Annotated in this window: 16 protein-coding genes; 11 read left to right on the forward strand and 5 right to left on the reverse strand. The window is 43.0% G+C overall.

Annotated features, from left to right (window positions below; all coding sequences use genetic code 11):
* The first annotated feature begins 55 nt into the window (after positions 1–55).
* The gene (locus tag Q7P33_RS12685) at positions 56–2,425 is read left to right on the forward strand and encodes an ABC transporter substrate-binding protein (RefSeq protein WP_303870827.1); all 2,370 of its coding nucleotides are present in this window, start codon (positions 56–58) and stop codon (positions 2,423–2,425) included.
* Between the two features lie 154 nt (positions 2,426–2,579).
* Here Q7P33_RS12685 and mutM read toward each other — a convergent pair whose 3' ends face one another.
* A complete protein-coding gene (mutM, locus tag Q7P33_RS12690) occupies positions 2,580–3,392 on the reverse strand; it encodes a DNA-formamidopyrimidine glycosylase (protein ID WP_303870828.1) in 813 nt (270 codons plus the stop codon).
* A gap of 248 nt (positions 3,393–3,640) precedes the next feature.
* On the opposite strand from mutM, the gene Q7P33_RS12695 reads away from it, so the two are divergent.
* The 4 genes from Q7P33_RS12695 to Q7P33_RS12710 all read left to right on the forward strand — a co-directional run bounded on the left by Q7P33_RS12695 (position 3,641) and on the right by Q7P33_RS12710 (position 9,168).
* Positions 3,641–4,627, forward strand: a complete 987-nt coding sequence (locus tag Q7P33_RS12695; RefSeq protein WP_303870830.1) for an MBL fold metallo-hydrolase — start codon at positions 3,641–3,643, stop codon at positions 4,625–4,627.
* A gap of 177 nt (positions 4,628–4,804) precedes the next feature.
* Positions 4,805–5,428 carry a TetR/AcrR family transcriptional regulator gene (locus tag Q7P33_RS12700; protein WP_303870832.1) on the forward strand — a complete coding sequence of 208 codons (624 nt, stop codon included), beginning with the start codon at positions 4,805–4,807 and terminating at the stop codon, positions 5,426–5,428.
* A gap of 144 nt (positions 5,429–5,572) precedes the next feature.
* On the forward strand, positions 5,573–6,271 hold the full coding sequence (locus Q7P33_RS12705; RefSeq protein WP_303870854.1) for an ABC transporter ATP-binding protein: 699 nt from the start codon (positions 5,573–5,575) through the stop codon (positions 6,269–6,271).
* An 8-nt stretch (positions 6,272–6,279) separates the two neighbouring features.
* Positions 6,280–9,168: an ABC transporter permease gene (locus tag Q7P33_RS12710; RefSeq protein WP_303870834.1), complete on the forward strand. Its 2,889-nt coding sequence runs from the start codon at positions 6,280–6,282 to the stop codon at positions 9,166–9,168.
* A 71-nt stretch (positions 9,169–9,239) separates the two neighbouring features.
* Here the strand turns inward: Q7P33_RS12710 and Q7P33_RS12715 are convergent, their stop codons facing one another.
* Positions 9,240–9,680: a MarR family winged helix-turn-helix transcriptional regulator gene (locus Q7P33_RS12715; protein WP_303870835.1), complete on the reverse strand. Its 441-nt coding sequence runs from the start codon at positions 9,678–9,680 to the stop codon at positions 9,240–9,242.
* A 139-nt stretch (positions 9,681–9,819) separates the two neighbouring features.
* Here Q7P33_RS12715 and Q7P33_RS12720 point away from each other — a divergent pair, with 139 nt between their 5' ends.
* From Q7P33_RS12720 to Q7P33_RS12730, 3 genes are all read left to right on the forward strand, one after another.
* On the forward strand, positions 9,820–10,998 hold the full coding sequence (locus Q7P33_RS12720; protein WP_303870837.1) for an aspartate aminotransferase family protein: 1,179 nt from the start codon (positions 9,820–9,822) through the stop codon (positions 10,996–10,998).
* Between the two features lie 127 nt (positions 10,999–11,125).
* Complete coding sequence (locus Q7P33_RS12725) at positions 11,126–11,542, forward strand: secondary thiamine-phosphate synthase enzyme YjbQ (RefSeq protein WP_303870839.1); 417 nt, start codon at positions 11,126–11,128, stop codon at positions 11,540–11,542.
* Positions 11,543–11,586: 44 nt separating this feature from the next.
* A complete protein-coding gene (locus Q7P33_RS12730) occupies positions 11,587–12,126 on the forward strand; it encodes a cysteine hydrolase family protein (protein ID WP_303870841.1) in 540 nt (179 codons plus the stop codon).
* 195 nt (positions 12,127–12,321) lie between these two features.
* Here the strand turns inward: Q7P33_RS12730 and Q7P33_RS12735 are convergent, their stop codons facing one another.
* On the reverse strand, positions 12,322–12,873 hold the full coding sequence (locus tag Q7P33_RS12735; RefSeq protein WP_303870842.1) for a cysteine hydrolase family protein: 552 nt from the start codon (positions 12,871–12,873) through the stop codon (positions 12,322–12,324).
* Between the two features lie 97 nt (positions 12,874–12,970).
* The gene (locus Q7P33_RS12740; RefSeq protein ID WP_303870843.1) at positions 12,971–13,336 is read right to left on the reverse strand and encodes a helix-turn-helix domain-containing protein; all 366 of its coding nucleotides are present in this window, start codon (positions 13,334–13,336) and stop codon (positions 12,971–12,973) included.
* A 218-nt stretch (positions 13,337–13,554) separates the two neighbouring features.
* On the opposite strand from Q7P33_RS12740, the gene Q7P33_RS12745 reads away from it, so the two are divergent.
* Positions 13,555–14,094 carry a nitroreductase family protein gene (locus tag Q7P33_RS12745; RefSeq protein WP_303870844.1) on the forward strand — a complete coding sequence of 180 codons (540 nt, stop codon included), beginning with the start codon at positions 13,555–13,557 and terminating at the stop codon, positions 14,092–14,094.
* Between the two features lie 245 nt (positions 14,095–14,339).
* Here the strand turns inward: Q7P33_RS12745 and Q7P33_RS12750 are convergent, their stop codons facing one another.
* Positions 14,340–14,945 carry a hypothetical protein gene (locus tag Q7P33_RS12750; protein ID WP_303870845.1) on the reverse strand — a complete coding sequence of 202 codons (606 nt, stop codon included), beginning with the start codon at positions 14,943–14,945 and terminating at the stop codon, positions 14,340–14,342.
* A 249-nt stretch (positions 14,946–15,194) separates the two neighbouring features.
* Between Q7P33_RS12750 and Q7P33_RS12755 the strand changes: the two genes are divergently transcribed.
* Positions 15,195–15,812, forward strand: coding sequence for a TetR/AcrR family transcriptional regulator (locus Q7P33_RS12755; protein WP_303870847.1), 618 nt, complete (start codon positions 15,195–15,197; stop codon positions 15,810–15,812).
* Between the two features lie 390 nt (positions 15,813–16,202).
* The gene (locus Q7P33_RS12760) at positions 16,203–16,841 is read left to right on the forward strand and encodes a DUF998 domain-containing protein (protein WP_303870848.1); all 639 of its coding nucleotides are present in this window, start codon (positions 16,203–16,205) and stop codon (positions 16,839–16,841) included.
* Positions 16,842–16,988: the final 147 nt, after the last annotated feature.

The following is a 16,988-nucleotide window of genomic DNA, read 5'->3' on the forward strand; positions in this document are numbered from 1 at the left end:
GAAAGAGGACTATACTTAATTCATTATGAAGCGATTAAGAGAAAAGAGGAGAACAATGAAAAAATCAGTGATTACACTATTGCTTGTTTTTGTATTGGCTATGGGGGTATCGGTGTTGCTGCCAAAGAAGGCCGATGTGACAGATCTTGCAACGATTAAGGTCGGGGTTCTGCTTCCGGAAACCGGTACCTGGAACGCCACCGGGACGGCTTCCAACAAAGCTCTCGAGGCAACACTGCCTTATGTCAACAGTTATTTGGCTGACCAGGGCCTAAAAATTGAGCTTGAAATTCGTGATACCAAGAGTGATCCGGTCACCGCTCTGGCAGAACTGGAAAACCTGAAAAATTCCGGAATCTCCACGGTAATCGGTCCGATGATCAGTGAGGAAGCCCTAGCGGTGCTGGACTACGCCAATACTAACGGAATGCTGCTACTCAGTCCGTCGGCAACGGCTAAAGAACTGGCATTACCAGATAATTTCTTTCGAATGGTTGGCACCGATAAAAGTCAGGTTGATGGACTCACCCGGATTATTAAAAGTGGCCAGCAGATCGACAGCCTGATCACGATCTATGTCAATGATACCTATGGTCGTGGCTATAATGACTATCTGACAGAAATCGCTGCGGCCCAAAACATCGCGGTGCTGGGTTCGGTGGCGATTACGGCTGACAGCGCAAAAAATCCCACTGTTGCTGAGACAATTAAATCATTGGCAGCCGGAGCGAGCAATGCGTCAACAGCTGTAGTGGTGGTGGCTCCCAGTCAGATGGCGGCCGATTTGATTGTCAATCTCTCTGATGATCAAAAACTAACGACAATGAAATGGTATGCCAGTGCCGATATCATCGGGAATCAGACAATTCTTGATAATCAGAAAGCGGCGGATTTTCTGGAACAAACAGCGATGGAGGGGTTAACTCTAGGTGATCAGGGAATTGATCTTGATGCCCTGCCATATCTGCGGGCCCGGCTTGATGGCGCCAGTGACATTTCCCCTTTTGCCATAACAACCTGGGATGCTTTATGGTTGCTGGCTGATACCTACAGCGTGGTTGGCGCAAACCCTGAGTATGAGGTTTTGAAATCTGGTTTGGTAAACCAGGCGACAAACTTTCGGAATGCTTTTGGCTTCTTTAACACGATGGACGAAAATGGCGATACCAAGGGCTCTAAGTATATGCGCTACGTTTGCATTAAAGATGGTGATGCCTACCGCTGGAAGTGTATGGGCCATTATGTCAACCTTGGAGCAGGCGAGCCGATTGTTCAGACGATTGAAGAAAAAGTCTCGCCAATTGGCGGCGAGGTCAAAATAGGCGCATTATTGCCGTTAACGGGAAACCGGAGCGAGAATGGCGAAGAAATTAAGATGATCCTTGAATATGCAGTTGATCAGTTCAACAGCTATGCCAAAAATCGCAACTCGGATCTTAGCCTGACCTTGGTGGTCGAGGATACGGGCAGTGACAATGCCCAGGCTGTTACGGCGGCCCAGACCCTAACGGCATCGGGAATAAAAAGTATCGTTGGACCTATTAATAGTGCTGAGTGTGAGGCGGTTAAGCCGGTATTTGATGCGGCTGGTGTGACGGCCATCTCGCCGCTTTCATCAAGCATGGCACTGGCTCAGACTGATCGGCTCTATCGACTGGTGCTCAATGATGGGGTTGAGACCAAAGCGTTATTGACACTGTTGGCCCAACAGGGGATTGAAGAGCTGATTATACTTTATGCCGATGACAGCTATGGTCAGGCGATGGTCAATCAGATGAAAGCTGGCTTTACCGGAGAGGTTGTGGCCCTCGGTTACGATGTAACCAATCCGGATCTGGCTATGCCGGTGTCGATGGCTGAGGCAGCACTGGTAATGGGTGATCCGGCAAAGACGGCGGTTCTAACGGTTTCTTACAATGAAGTGGTTGATCTCTTTGAAACTTTGCCAGAAGACAGTACCTTGCGACAGTTAAAATGGTATGGCACTGACAGCTCGGCTTTGTCAAAGGCCCTTTTGGAAGATTCAGAAGCTGCCAAAACCGCTGCCCAGCTTGATTATACGACCATTGATTTTAGCCCCTACGGCGATAAGTTTGATCCACTTTACTACGTCATCAATGATGAACTGAAAGTTGACAGTCCGCTTAAGGAAAGTTTGATCAGCTCGTTTGATGGGATTTGGTTACTGGGGTGTGCTTATCTTCAGGAAGGTAGTAACGCCAGTCCGGAGGTACTTAACGGATATCTTGCCAAAGCTGGCTTTCATGGTCTTGGTGGAGTGCTCAAACTCGATCGCAATGGTGACCGACAGATCGGTTACTATAAATTCTATCATCTGACACCGACAATGGACGGTTATAATTGGATAAATAACGGTCTTTACAGTCAGGATCTGCTGAAGCCTGGTGTTTTGGAAATGAAATAGCAGTCATCGCTGACAGGATTTGACAACCGCCGTTTCCGGTTACGTCTGCTGCCGGATTATCAGAAACACACGGTGAAAAAAAGAAACCGTCTCGTTGAGCGCATTAGAGCGATCTCGAGGCGGTTTCTTTAAGTTGTTTTTTGATAGTCCGAGGCTAGCCTCTTTTTTTCTGGCAGGTTTTACAATAATAGGTGCCCCGGCCACGAACCATCTCTTTGGTGATGGTGCTCTGGCATACCGGGCAGATCTTTTGGCTATGGACGTTTAACTGAATCTGAAATAAACCCGTAATGCCATTGGCATTAAAGGAGTGAATGGTGGTGCCACCCTGGGCAATGGCCTGCTCCAAAATATTCTGGGATATACTGATCAACTCAGCCACCCGCTTTTTACTGAGCCGTTTTCCCGGGGTGCGGGGATCCATTTTCATCGTGAAACAGATTTCATTGGCATAAATATTGCCGATGCCAGTCATCAGGTGCTGGTCGAGTAACAGGGTTTTTATTGGTAGGTTGCTGTGATGGATTTTAGCATAGATTTTTGCCGGGTCGGCATCCCAGGGCTCGGGGCCAAGCTTGGAAAGTGGCAGATCCTGACGATAGGTATCTTTATTGACCAGTTCGAGACGACCAAATTTACGGGTGTCCTGATAACGTAATGCAGTACCATCAGTAAAGAGAAAGCCAAGATGTTCATGCTTACGTAGCGGCGTTGACGCGTCGACAATATTATATTTGCCTTCCATCCGTAAATGAGAAAGAAAGGCATCCCGATCCAAAATAAAAATCAGATATTTGCCGACCCGATCAATATCACGGATGGTTTGGCCGGTTAAGGTTGTCCTGAATTGATTGGAATCCCCGGTGATAATCTTATCATAATGAACCTGGACATCCTTAATTTCTTTGCCAATAATAAAATGTTTTAACGTTCGGCGGACGGTTTCGACTTCTGGTAGTTCGGGCATAAGATTCACCTGCTTTGATTTGGTATTGTTATGGAGTATCTACCATGAGTATACACCAACTGAAACCATCACGGCAAATGGAAAAAGAAACATGACTGACGGAATATTCCCAAATTATTGAGAACGGAATTTTTCGATAGCATCTTCTTAATTAAATAGCCGATCCGTCAATTTTACAGTATAATAGAAAAATAATAAAGAAAACGGTGCTAAAAAATACCTGATTAATCTGTTTTTTAAGGAGCTTTATGATCGAAAAAATACGTGAAACACCTGAGATTTATAACATCCATATCCCTTTGCCGAATAATCCGCTGAAAAACCTGAATTGTTATGTGATCAAAACAGCAGCCGGAAGTCTGGTGGTGGACACCGGTTTTGCTAAACAAGAGTGCTTTGATGCGCTGACCGCCGGACTGCGGGAGCTCAATGTTGATATGGATCATGTCACCTTGTATATTACCCATTTGCATGCCGACCATACCGGCTTGGTGGACTGCATCCGGACGGATCGGACCCGGGTCATTATGGGAGCCGAAGATTACCGTTATATGGGACGCATCTTTAACGATGAGATCTGGTCGGAGTATAATCGCCGTCTGATTGAAGAGGGCTTCCCGGCAGCCGATATTCTGACCCAGAAGAAGGAAAATCCAGTGGTCATCTACGCTCCGAAAGCGGTATTTCCCGCCGAACCGATCAAAGACGGGGAAAGCTTTTTTGTTGGCGATTACGAATTTGAATCGATTGCCACACCCGGCCACACGCCGGGAAATACCTGTCTTTATCTGAGAGATGAGAAGATTATGTTGACTGGCGATCATATTTTATTTGATATCAGTCCCAATATTACCTGCTGGCCATTTGTCAGAAATTCGCTGGAAGATTATCTGATCAGTCTTGATAAAATAGCCAGCTATGATATTGACCTGGCCCTACCGGGCCATCGAAAGAATGACATGGATGTGTACGAACGGATTACCCAACTGAAAAATCATCATGTTAAGCGGCTCCAGGAAATCGCTGCGGTTGTCAAAATGAAGGACTATCAAAATGCCTATGAAATAGCCGGGCAGCTTCAATGGGCGCTACGGGAAAATACCTGGCAAACCTGTCCAATTCGTCAACGCTGGTTTGCAACTGGCGAAACCTTATCCCATCTTGATTATCTGGTGCAGAAGAACCGGATTGTCAGAGTAAAAGATGGTGAGTTGTTTGTGTATCGTGGAAAGTAAAAATCATTTTCGAATTCTAGACCTGGCTTGGTCCGGGTTTTTTTATGCCTGGAGTTATCACTGTTGGTTCCCTTGTGGTCTGTTTTATACTTCAATTTAAATCCATAAGGATTGACAGCAGGGGCTTATCATGATAACATAACACTGTTATCTAAAACGGTTTGAGTAAGGTGTAAAATGGGGAATGAAACAGAAACACGAGAAAGATTATTAAAAGTTGCCAAGGATGAGTTTCTTGAATTGGGCTATGAAAAAGCTTCAATGCGAAAGATTTGCAAAAAAGCCGGGGTTACAACGGGTGCGTTATATTTCTTTTTTAAAGATAAAAATGATTTATTTGCGGCATTGGTAAAAAATGTTGCTGAAGACATAAAAATGTTCATTATCCATCATACCGAAAAAGAGCAAGTTATTTATACGGAAGCAAAAACAACGCCGCAGGAATTAATTGAGGATGGAATCCAACAAGGCCGGGAATTTGTAACGTATATGTACGCCAATAAAGAGGCGATTCTTCTACTTTTGAGTAAAGCCAATGGATCAGCCTATGAGAATTTCTATGATGAACTGGTCGACTTGATGGAAAAAAACACCCTTCAATTTCTGGATCATATCACTTCAGTAAATGGTCGGGAAAATGAGATCAATCCCTACACCATGCATTGGCTGGCCCATCTGGAGACGTCCTCATTTGCCCAATTGCTGACCCATGGATTGACTTTGGAAGAAGCTTTGATTCAAGCCGAGATCATTGCCAAATACCTGACTGGTGGCTGGTTGGAGATCCTGAAAAAAGAATAAGGATTAATCAAAAAAATTGAATTCGAATCCGGAATTCAATTTTATTTTTAAATCATACATAACACTGTTATGTTGTGCGAACTTCAAATGGTTTTAATAAAAAAATAAATTAAAAAACGGTACGTCGTGATGAAAGGGGCAAAAATGTTTATTGAAGTAAATGATATTAAAAAAAGTTATGGCGAAGGCGGAAGCTATGTTCAGGTGCTTAAAGGCATTACGTCGGGAATAAAAAAGGGCCAAATTTGTGCGATATTGGGGCCAAGCGGATCGGGAAAATCGACGCTGCTTAATACCATCGGCGGATTGGATACCATCGATAGTGGCAGTATAAAAATAAATAATATTGAAATTTCTAAACTGAACCCCAAAGAATTATCGCTATACCGTCGCAATTTGCTGGGTTTTATTTTTCAGTTTTACAATCTGGTGCCCAATCTTACAGTTAAAGAAAATATCCAGGTTTGTGAATACCTGACAAAAACACCCCTGGATCTTAACGAGCTTCTGGAAATATTGGGATTAACCGAGCATCAGAAAAAATTTCCCTCGCAATTATCGGGAGGCCAGCAACAGCGGTGTGCCATTGCCCGGGCACTGATCAAGAATCCCGAGCTGCTACTCTGTGACGAACCGACCGGTGCGCTGGACTATCAGGCATCCCGGGAGATTCTGATGCTGATTGAGAAGATTAACAAAAAATATGGGACCACCATGCTCATTGTTACCCATAATACCGCGATTAAAGAGATGGTTCATCGCGTCATCAAAATCAAAGACGGTCAAATCAGTGAAGACTACGCCAATACGGTATTAAAACCGGCCAGTCAACTGGAATGGTAGGTTTCCCAATGATTTTAAATAAGCGAATCAACCGGGAGTTAAAAGAAAATTGGGTACGATATGGTGCATTGGCATTTTTAATCATCTTTTCGCTGGGGTTGGTCGTGAGTATGGCTGGCTCCACCGATGTGGTTAATTACACCATTGATAAAAATAATGAAAAGAATCAACTGGAAGACGGAGAATTTTCGGTTTATGTTCCGCTAACCGAAAACCAGCAGCAGGAACTAAAAAAGATGGGAGCAAGAACCGAAGCAACCTTCTATGTCGATATCCCTGGCCCTGAAAAGTCCGTTCTGCGGGTTTTTAAGAATCGCAATGACATCAATACCATTGAGCTGGAAGCGGGCCGACTGGCCGATCAAACGGGTCAAATCGTTTTGGAGAAACACTATGCTGAAAAGCATGGAATTAGGGTTGGCCAGTCTATTGAAGTGAATCAAAAGAACTATTTGGTGACCGGGATCGGAACCGCGCCGGACTATTCCAATGTTGTTCAAAATGTTTCGGACGTGTTGGCGGATTTAAAACAATTCAGCATCGGCTTTGTCGATGAGACAGAATTCAATCAACTGCTGGCCGATAATCTCAATGTTGACTATAATTACAGCTATCAGCTGGAAGGCAATCTGACCGCTTTGGAACTTAAAGAGAAGCTGGTTGACCTGGAATTTGATAAAACTCGGGTTGCCAACAAATATATGCAAGAAATCATCGATACCATTGAAAAGGGAAAGAATGATTTATCCGGTGGTGTTAATAAATTGGCAGATGGGACACAAGAACTGGCCAATGGCACCAGCTCACTCAAGCAAGGAACCAATGAATTGGCAGATGGAGCAGGGAGTTTGGCAAGTGGCACCGATCAATTGAGCGACGGCTTAGAAGAATTGACAAGTGCCAATGCTACGTTAAATCAAGCGGCTGACGATGTTTTTCAGGGGATGATTGCTCAGGTAAACGGTACGTTTGAAAACATGGGGATGCCAGTGACTGTTACCGGTGACAATTACAGCACCGTGATTGACGGTTTTATCAAAACGCTTGACGGCTCAGATCCGAACGCCGTGAGCGCCTTGACTACCCTAAAAACGCAACTGGATAGTTATAGAGCCTTTAAAGATGGCCTGAGGGATTATACCAATGGTGTTGAATCGGCCTATTCCGGGTCGGTAGAATTGTCAGAAGGCGCAAATGAGTTGCATCAAGGTAGTGTAGCCGTGGTAAATGGGGTCAATGCCTTGAGTAATGGCTCGACCGAGTTAAACAGTGGAATGGGAGAACTTAAAAATCAGGTCACCAATTTTATCAATGAGAATATGGATTATCAATACGTCAATTTGATTACCTTTCTGGAGGCTGATGATAATCAGCGGATTACAAGCTGTAAAAGCGATGCGGCCATCAATAAAAACGCTGCGTTAATAGCGGGGGTAATGATACTCACCCTAATTGCCTATATGATCTCAGTATTTGTGATTCAAACCATCGATAAGGAAAGTGCTGTGATTGGGGCGCTTTATTCGATGGGGTATGTAAAAAAAGAACTGCTGCGACATTTTATGATCCTGCCGATGGTAGTAGTTACAGCGGCATCATTGCTGGGGACTGCCTTAGGGTTTATGCTGATTGACGAGAATATTAAAGAAAATGTAGCCTATTATTCTTATCCTGGCTATACCATCGTATTTCCACCTTATCTTTTGATTTATGGCATTTTGCTACCGATATCAATTGCTTTGCTTGTCAATTACATGGTGATCAACCATAAATTATCTCTGGAACCACTCAAACTGCTCAGACGGGAAAAGAAGCAGCATCGGCTGGCAAACGTTGATTTAAAAGAGATGGACTTTATTAATCGCTATCGGATTCGCCAGCTGTTGCGGGAAATCCGCGGTAATATCACGATGTTTTTTGGCTTATTTCTTGCCATTTTACTGATGGTTTTTGGCTTTAGTATTTATGGAAGTGTCAGCGCCTATGTCAGTAATGTCGCTTCTGACGTCGCCTACAATTATCTTTACTTGCTGAAGTATCCCATGGAAACGGCCCCCAGTGATGCTACTAAAGTTTATACCGAGTCTTTAACCGCAGATCTTTATTTGACTGGGGGGGAGATGGACGTGACGGTTCAGGGCATTGATGATCAAAATCCCTATTTTGATTTCCCGTTGGATGGCGAAAAAAATGATGTAATCATTTCGGATTCGGTCGCCAATAAGTTTGGTTATCAGGTCGGAGATGAGATTACCCTATCCGATAATCTTACCGATCGAAATTACAATTTTAGGGTTAAAGCGGTGATAAATTTCGCCAGTGGTCTCTATATTTTCATGGATATTAAAGATATGCGCGAGCTGTTTGGACAGGAAGAGGACTACTATAATACGCTGATGTCTGATCAGGAACTGGATATTGAAGCCGGAAGAATCGCAACCGTCATAACGGTCGATAAAATGGTCGCGGCAGCTAGACAAATGTTCACCATGATGTATGGGTTGGTGATTACCATTCTGGGTGCATCGGTACTGCTGTTTGTGATTGTGATGTATTTATTGGTGAAAATGATGATTGATAAGTCGACCTTCAGCATTTCGTTAATCAAGGTGTTTGGCTATAATGAGCGGGAAATAAAAAAGCTATATCTGGGTACGACCTTCTATACGGTCGCATTCTCGACCCTGGTTGCCATTCCGCTTTCTAAAATGATTATCAATAAGGTTTTCCCGTACATGGTATCCAATGTTTCGGCCGGGATGAATGCCACCATGTCACTCCAGTCCGATCTGATCATGGTGGCGATTATTTTAGGAGCTTACGCCTCCGTTAATTTTATGATTAGTCGGCACTTAAAAAAAATTTCCCTGGCAGAAGTATTAAAGACACGTGAGTAACTCTGGCAGGTAAAAAACGCCCTTTATTTGGGGGGTGATACCATAGGTCGATGGTTGGCTGCTTATGTAGCTTATGATTCCTGATCAAAAGCGGCCAGAATGACGTCAAGGGCATGAAGGACATTGGTTTTTTCTTCATTGGGGATGTTATCAAAAATATCTGCAAAAAAAGTATCGTTATTGCTTTCAATCGTTTCAAAGATAACCATACCAGATTCAGTCAGGGATATGTCAACACTGCGCCGGTCTTCAAGTGAAGGGATGCGTTGGACATAGCCTTTTTTGACAAGCCCGTCGACAGTGCGGCTGGTGGTGCTCATATCGATAGCCAGGATGATCGCTAAGTCTTTTAAAGAAATGCTGCTGACCCGGCCAATTTCGACTATGGCGTGGCACTGCGCTAGGGTCAGAACAGCGGCGCAGCAACTGCCATTGTTTTTTTTCAGGAGTCCCAGTTTTCGCTCCAGGATTCGGATCTGTTCTCTAAATTGTTTTGGTTGTGCTTGATTCATCGTGCACCTCCTGTTCGATTTGTTTATTGTAGCATGTTTGGTTTACACTTGCAATATTTGATAAAAGCAATAGTTGTTACTTGCAATTAAAATAACCATGTGTTACAATGACAAGCAAATTTGAAAGGACGTGATTAAGATGAATCAGACCATCAAAAAAGCCGATACTTATTTTTTAAAAACCTATAATCGGTATCCAATTGTATTAGAATCCGGGGAAGGGGTTTATCTCGTTGATGATGCGGGAAAAAAATACCTTGATTTTGCCGCCGGTATTGGCGTGTTTGCCTTGGGTTATCAAAACCAAACATATAATCAGGCTTTGAAAACCCAGATCGATCAGCTCATTCATACCTCCAATTTGTTTTATAACACACCATCGGCCGAAGCGGCCGAGAAATTTGCCCGGGTATCGGGGATGGAGAAGGTCTTCTTTACGAACTCCGGAACAGAAGCCATCGAAGGGGCGATAAAGATCGCCCGAAAATATTACTTTAACAAGACCGGCCGTCCCGACGGCGAAATCATTGCGATGGATCATTCCTTTCATGGCCGCAGCATGGGGGCGTTGGCGGTTACCGGGCAACCCAAATATCAGGAAGCATTTGGACCGATGCTGCCAAACATCAAGTTTGCCCAGTTTAATAATCTGGCCAGTGTCAAAGCGCAGATCAATGAAAAAACCTGTGCCATATTAATGGAAACCGTTCAGGGCGAAGGGGGACTGTATCCGGCCAACGCCGAGTTTGTAAGCGGGGTGAAAAAGCTTTGTGAAGAACAGGATCTGTTGTTAATGCTGGATGAAATCCAATGCGGCATGGGACGGGTGGGAGAAATGTTTGCCTATCAGACATATGGCGTCATCCCGGATGTGATGACCACGGCCAAGGCCCTTGGGTGCGGCATTCCTGTCGGGGCGTTTGCGGCCCAGGGTAAAGCTGCAGCGGTTTTAGAACCGGGGGATCACGGTACCACCTACGGCTTTAATCCCCTGGCGGGAGCTGCAGTTTCGGTGGTTTTAGATATCTATGAGGAGACGGATTTGCTGACTCATGTCACAGCGGTCAGCAGCTATCTGGAAGCGAAACTGGATGAGTTGGTCAGGGACTATCCGGGAGTCAAAGAACGACGCGGGATGGGTTTAATGCAAGCCCTTGAACTGGATCGTCCGGTTGCGGACATCATCGCAAAAACCCAGGAACTGGGACTGATCATCATAACCGCCGGACCAAATGTATTGAGATTCCTACCGCCATTGGTAATTGAGAATAAACAGATTGATGAAATGATTGGGATCTTAAAAAGGAGTTTGGATTAAATGTAAAACTACTCCGATTTTGTTTGGGAGCTATTATGATAAATTCGATGATATCAACATCATTTAAAAATTACTGGATTTTATGATGAAAAGTAGTAGAATAAAGAAAAAACAAGGAGAGCAAAAAATGATTTCTTATCGCAAAGAGTTGCATTTTAATTTACCCAGACGAAGAGGATTGGTTAATATTACCAGAGATGTTGAGAAAGTCCTGGCAGAAAGTGGCATTCAGGAAGGGCTGATTTTGGTCAATGCGATGAATATTACTGCCAGTGTTTTTATTAATGATGATGAGAGTGGTTTGCATCAGGATTATGAGGTCTGGCTGGAAAAACTGGCACCCGAAAAACCGTATAACCAGTATCGGCATAATGGTTATGAAGATAACGCCGATGCCCATTTGAAACGAACGATTATGGGTAGAGAAACTGTGGTGGCCGTCACTGCCGGAAAGCTCGATTTTGGTCAGTGGGAGCAGATTTTTTATTTTGAGTTTGATGGTAAACGGGACAAGCGGGTGCTGGTTAAAATCATTGGCGAGTAAGGGGATTTTTAAATCGGATCAGCATAAAAATGGAGAGAAAACAGATGAGAAGCATTTTATTGGTCATTGATTATCAGCAAGATTTTGTTGATGGGGCTCTCGGCTTTCCCCAGGCGGTGCTCCTTGAGGAACCGATTGCCAAAAAAATAATGGCATATCGACAGAACGGTCAGGAAATTCTATTTACCTATGATACCCACACCGCTGACTATCTGAATACTCAGGAAGGCAGAAATTTACCGGTTGTTCACTGTATCAAAGGAACCCCCGGTTGGGCGCTTTATGGCAAAGTGGCAAAGCTGCAGCGTGATACCGACATCTGCATCGAAAAGATTGCCTTTGGATCGATGGAGCTGGCTGAGTTTCTGGCGGAAAACCAGTATGACCAGGTGGAGCTGGTCGGGGTTGTGTCAAATATTTGTCTGATCTCCGATGCTGTGCTGGCCAAGGCAGCTCTGCCGGAAGCGCAAATTATTGTTGATGCCAGTTGTGTCGCCAGCAATGATGATTGTTTGAATGCAGCAGCTTTGGATGTGATGGCCAGCATGCAGATCTGCATTATTAACCGAAGAGCAAATGGGTAATAGGTCAGTTCTTTAAATCAATTTTTTGAGGTATAATAAACCCAAAATGAGGCGACAACAATGGCGATCAGTAAAGGATTTGCAGACTCTGTCTTGGATCAGGGCATGACATTGGGATATTTTGTTTGTCATGCCCCATTGGATGTGAGAACGTTACCTTCGGCAATAGCGCTGGTGATAATGATCAGGCGATCTTTAGGAATTGGATTTGATGAAAGTATGGGTATCCTTCACATCAGCAAAGGTGTTTTGCAAAGCAGCCATAAAAGCGGCGTGAACAAGGGCAGCAGGAACCGGAGTATTTTCCCAGAGCAGATCTCTGGTAGTACAGGCATCGCTCAATAATTCTATTGCAAATCCCAGTCGTTTGGCAGAACGAACCGTTGTGTCAATACACATATGGCTCATCATGCCACAGATCACCAGTTGCTCAATCGACAATTCCTTAAGCAGTTGTAATAAATCCGTATTAAAAAAACTATCCGGGGTATGTTTGATAACCACCCTTTCACCAGGTAAGGGTGATACCAGGGGATGGATTTTGACACCTTCGGTAGCAGCGACAAAAAAGGGAGCTTCGGGATTTTGGTTGATGTGTTGAACATGCAAAACCGGGAGCCCTTTTTTTCGAAAGAGCGCCAATGCGCTTTGGGCGTTTTGGGCAGCGGCAACGGTTTGATTGAGCTCAAAACGTCCACCGGCAAAATAGTCATTTTGGATATCAATTAGGAGCAGTGCTTTTTTCATTTCTTAAACCTCCTTGTTTTTGACAGTATAATTCATCTTGGGCAGGAGGTAAATTACCCACTTTTTTGTGGGTATGTTGATGAAAAAATTTGAGCAATTATCGGGGATAACAGATGCCTTTTTGATCCAATATCTCAGTCAGATGATGTTCAACCATATAGTCAATGCCAACGTCCTGCATAATTTCAATGGCTTTGAGGATCTGCCTGCCCCGTTTGGTGAGATAGTAATCAACGTGAAGCGGATAACCGGGGGCGTTTTCTTTGGCGACAAGGCCAAAATGCCGAAGTTCTTTTAGCTGCTCCAGGAGCATCTTTTGACTGATGCCGGCGATGCTTTTCTCCAATTGAGAAAGCGTAACAGCACCAGATCGCATTTGAAAAATGATAATGGTTTTCCATTTGCCTTTGATAATGTCGTGGACAATTTCCAGTGGGCAGGTGTAGTCCGTGCGGATTTTCATAGATAACTCCTTTTTTCAACGATCAACTTCAATTTATGCATTTAAGATAACGGATCGGCATTGAATCTTTTTAGGGCTCAAAATTAACAGGCGCAAAGCCTAGCGTACTTTAAGATTATTATAACAGATTCAAAGGTAACCTTAACAAATAAAATAATAATCACGTTATTTACTGTGGCAAAAGCGGTATAATAAAGAAAAATCATCAGGAGGTAATTATGGAATTTCAAGAAGTTGTTGAATTAAGAAGAAGTGTCAGAAAGTATGATCCAGATAAAAAGGTTGATGAAGCCACACTAAACCAAATTTTTGCTGCGGCGATTGTAGCGCCATCGTGGAAAAATTCACAAACAGCCCGGTATTATGTTATTCAGAGCGAGGAAACGCTGGCAAGATTTAAAGAAACCTGTCTACCACCGTTTAACGCAAAGAATTCGGCAGATGCCCCGGTGTTGATTGTGACCACCTTTGTCAAAAATGATTCAGGCTTCAACCCGGATGGTGAACCGACCAATGAACTCGGAGACGGCTGGGGATTTTATGATCTGGGTTTACACAATGAAAATCTGATCCTTAAGGCAACCGATTTGGGTTTGGATACCTTAGTTATGGGGATTCGCGATGCCGATAAAATTCGGGAAATGCTGTCAATCAGCCAAGATGAAATCATCGTTTCGGTAATCGCATTGGGCTATGGCGCTCAGGAACCTAAAATGCCCAAAAGAAAAACAGTTGCAGAGATTGTCAAGTTTTTCTAATTTGGCAGCGTCGAGATGATTCAATACTGGCCATTCGCATGATAGAACGTGCAAATAAAGTTGGATTGTTTAAGTCAGAAGACAAAAAAACTGCTATGGTGTGATAGCAGTTTTTTTTGCTCCATTGGAATAAGGATAGAACGGCCAGGTGTATAGTTTTATTACTTTTTTTCATGGGTTACTTTACTTTATTTTTCCTGAAACTCTGATTATTATAATTATAGTTAGCGCTTTTATTATGTCGGTTAGTATTCCGTGGTCGTTATCCCGAACTCATAAGGGACGGAGAGCTTAAAATCAGTGTTGCCGATTGTAGTGGAATGCGAATCAGTTGGATCAGTGGGTTTCATAGAATAGATACTTAACTGTTCACAGACCTCTTTGCCCTTACCGGGAGCAAAAATGTCAGACAATGTTTCCATTAGAAATTGATCCAGGGGCATTTCGGATTCACTGTCATAAATATCCATATAGACGAGATAGAGATAACCATTTCCGTGAAAAACCTGAATATCGAGTTTCCCGGCTTTACCTTCCATTTTGTAATAATAGGAATCAGATAAATCGTTATTAGTGGAAATATAAGTATCAACTAAAACAAAGGGCGGATAACCGGCTTTCGTAACCGCTTCGTTAATTGCGGCAATCAATTCATCATGGGTGGTTTCAAAATAATAGGAGTCGTTGCCATTTTTTGTTTTAAAAGAACTGACTCCAAAGCTGTTCAAAGACGTGCTGTTGGATGTCTGATCAGTTTGGGAGGAAGAATCACCACTGCTTTTTGTTCCGGAGGTACATCCGCAGAGCAAAAAGAGGGTAAGCACAAGCAAGAGAACCAAGAACTTTTTCATGTAAATGCTCCTTTCTTTTTGTGATCAGGAATCACTTTGATAGTATTATTCTACCCACCGCTGACTATTTAAAACGCCAAGATATTCGGCTTATGCCGTTATAAACCAACAGAATGGTCCCCGCAGCCTCTTTAAGTATGCAGCTTGAGGCGGGGACATCTTTAATTAATGCACTTGACAAGTGAGCAAGTGTTAACTATTATTAGGTTAACACTTGTTCACTTGCGGTGCATGATTAAAGGAGCGATTATGGATACTAAGGAGCGAATATTATATATTTCGTTGGATTTATTTGCGCAGAAAGGTTTTTCAGGCGTATCAGTAAGAGATATTGCAAGTGCTGTAGGTGTGCGTGAGAGTGCGCTATATAAGCATTTCAAAAACAAACAAGACATTTTAGACAGTATCATGGTGAGCATGAAAGAGCGAATCGAATTGGTTTATCAGGAAAATGAAGTTCCCGAGGTAGTTACAGAAGACGTTGCACAGGCATATAAGGAATTATCGCTTGAAAAATTATGTGAAATATCATGGAATCTGTTTTCTCTTTTTACGAAAGATCCGTTAGTATCAAATTATAGAAAACTATTAATGCGAGAACAGTTCGGCAATGAACAGGCAGCCAGACAGTATGGGGAGACCTATTTATTAGGGGCGGTTCATAAACATGGTAAGACGTTTGCCAAGCTGGTTGAAGGTAAATTGTTCAGGGAAGAAAATCCGGAAATCATTGCGCTTCAATTTTATGGCCCGATTCTTTTACTGTTTCAACAATACGACTGTAATCCTGAGAACGAAGAACAGATTAAGGGTTACTTAAATGAACATATAAGAGTATTTGGGGAAAACTACAGCAGGCAGATATGATTATTTGAAGAAGAAAAAAGTTATTACGATTATTAGCGGAATCTTAGTAGTATTGGCGGTTGTGATCGCAATAAAATTTAATCTCGAATCAAAAAAAGCATCAGCACGATTTGAAACATACCAGAACAAAGTAGAAACTGTAGAAACGTCATTTGGAAGAATAGCCTACCTATATTGATGAAGGCGAAGTCATCCTGAGCGGTCATGGTATCTGCGGCGGCTACGATCAAGGCTATGATACACTTGCGGATAAAACCGATGATTATCGAGTGATTGCACCTTCGCGATTTGGATATCCGGGGAGTAATGACGGGAAATTCAGAGAAAATCGATGAGACATTTAATTGCTTTATTCATCATGAAAAGTGAAAGCAAGTTTGAGGGAAAACGATGATAAAGAAAAGAGAATTAATCAATTGGTTGGGTTTACTTGGTGTTGCAAGTTTCCTTTCTTACCTGATTGCGGTTTTGTTTGCGCCGTTAGCGTATCCAGGCTACAATTGGCTCAGTCAGGCGGTGAGTGATCTGAGTGCTTATGATGCGCCATCCAGAGAATTGTGGGGGCAACTTAGCAGTGTTTATGGAATCTGTGGAATTGTTTCAGTTACGCTTGCCTGTGTATATGTTCAAAACCGTCTAAACAAAACCCTGCGTGTCGGGATTTATTTGTTTGCAATCATGAATTGGGTATCAACCATTGGTTATTCGATGTTTCCGCTTACGACCAGTGGATATGCGGGTGCATTTCAAGATGTTATGCACATCATTGTTACAGTGGTGGTTGTTCTTTTGAGTGTAGCCTCGCTTGTTACAATCATGGTAGGGGGATATCGAGAGAAAAAATATGTGTCCATGGCAGTGCTTGCGACAATCAGCCTATCAAGTATGTTAATCGGTGCAATTGGCACGGGATTAGTACCAATTGATTATTTTGGTGTTACTGAAAGGTTTAGTGTATTTGCGGCAACCGCTTTTACGGCCATTTTGGGATTATATGTTTTTTATGGCATTGATTATTTAGAAAAATAGGTTTGACAACTTAATAATTTGAATAATTCATGAAGTAACGAGTTAGCATCTGGTACTAAACGGTAGTATAACAAAAAGCCAGCTGGTTTAGCCAATGTCATTAAGTTAAGCGAATTTCAAAAGACAAGAAGAAGTTTATCGAATATA

It is taken from the genome of Acetobacterium wieringae (genome assembly GCF_026646375.1).
GTDB lineage: Bacteria > Bacillota > Clostridia > Eubacteriales > Eubacteriaceae > Acetobacterium > Acetobacterium wieringae_A.

Excerpts from the sequence above, each read along its gene's own strand:
- Q7P33_RS12685 (WP_303870827.1), top strand. The coding sequence starts at position 56 with ATGAAAAAATCAGTGATTACACTATTGCTTGTTTTTGTATTGGCTATG.
- mutM (WP_303870828.1), bottom strand. The coding sequence starts at position 3,392 with ATGCCCGAACTACCAGAAGTCGAAACCGTCCGCCGAACGTTAAAACAT.
- Q7P33_RS12695 (WP_303870830.1), top strand. The coding sequence starts at position 3,641 with ATGATCGAAAAAATACGTGAAACACCTGAGATTTATAACATCCATATC.
- Q7P33_RS12700 (WP_303870832.1), top strand. The coding sequence starts at position 4,805 with ATGGGGAATGAAACAGAAACACGAGAAAGATTATTAAAAGTTGCCAAG.
- Q7P33_RS12705 (WP_303870854.1), top strand. The coding sequence starts at position 5,573 with ATGTTTATTGAAGTAAATGATATTAAAAAAAGTTATGGCGAAGGCGGA.
- Q7P33_RS12710 (WP_303870834.1), top strand. The coding sequence starts at position 6,280 with ATGATTTTAAATAAGCGAATCAACCGGGAGTTAAAAGAAAATTGGGTA.
- Q7P33_RS12715 (WP_303870835.1), bottom strand. The coding sequence starts at position 9,680 with ATGAATCAAGCACAACCAAAACAATTTAGAGAACAGATCCGAATCCTG.
- Q7P33_RS12720 (WP_303870837.1), top strand. The coding sequence starts at position 9,820 with ATGAATCAGACCATCAAAAAAGCCGATACTTATTTTTTAAAAACCTAT.
- Q7P33_RS12725 (WP_303870839.1), top strand. The coding sequence starts at position 11,126 with ATGATTTCTTATCGCAAAGAGTTGCATTTTAATTTACCCAGACGAAGA.
- Q7P33_RS12730 (WP_303870841.1), top strand. The coding sequence starts at position 11,587 with ATGAGAAGCATTTTATTGGTCATTGATTATCAGCAAGATTTTGTTGAT.
- Q7P33_RS12735 (WP_303870842.1), bottom strand. The coding sequence starts at position 12,873 with ATGAAAAAAGCACTGCTCCTAATTGATATCCAAAATGACTATTTTGCC.
- Q7P33_RS12740 (WP_303870843.1), bottom strand. The coding sequence starts at position 13,336 with ATGAAAATCCGCACGGACTACACCTGCCCACTGGAAATTGTCCACGAC.
- Q7P33_RS12745 (WP_303870844.1), top strand. The coding sequence starts at position 13,555 with ATGGAATTTCAAGAAGTTGTTGAATTAAGAAGAAGTGTCAGAAAGTAT.
- Q7P33_RS12750 (WP_303870845.1), bottom strand. The coding sequence starts at position 14,945 with ATGAAAAAGTTCTTGGTTCTCTTGCTTGTGCTTACCCTCTTTTTGCTC.
- Q7P33_RS12755 (WP_303870847.1), top strand. The coding sequence starts at position 15,195 with ATGGATACTAAGGAGCGAATATTATATATTTCGTTGGATTTATTTGCG.
- Q7P33_RS12760 (WP_303870848.1), top strand. The coding sequence starts at position 16,203 with ATGATAAAGAAAAGAGAATTAATCAATTGGTTGGGTTTACTTGGTGTT.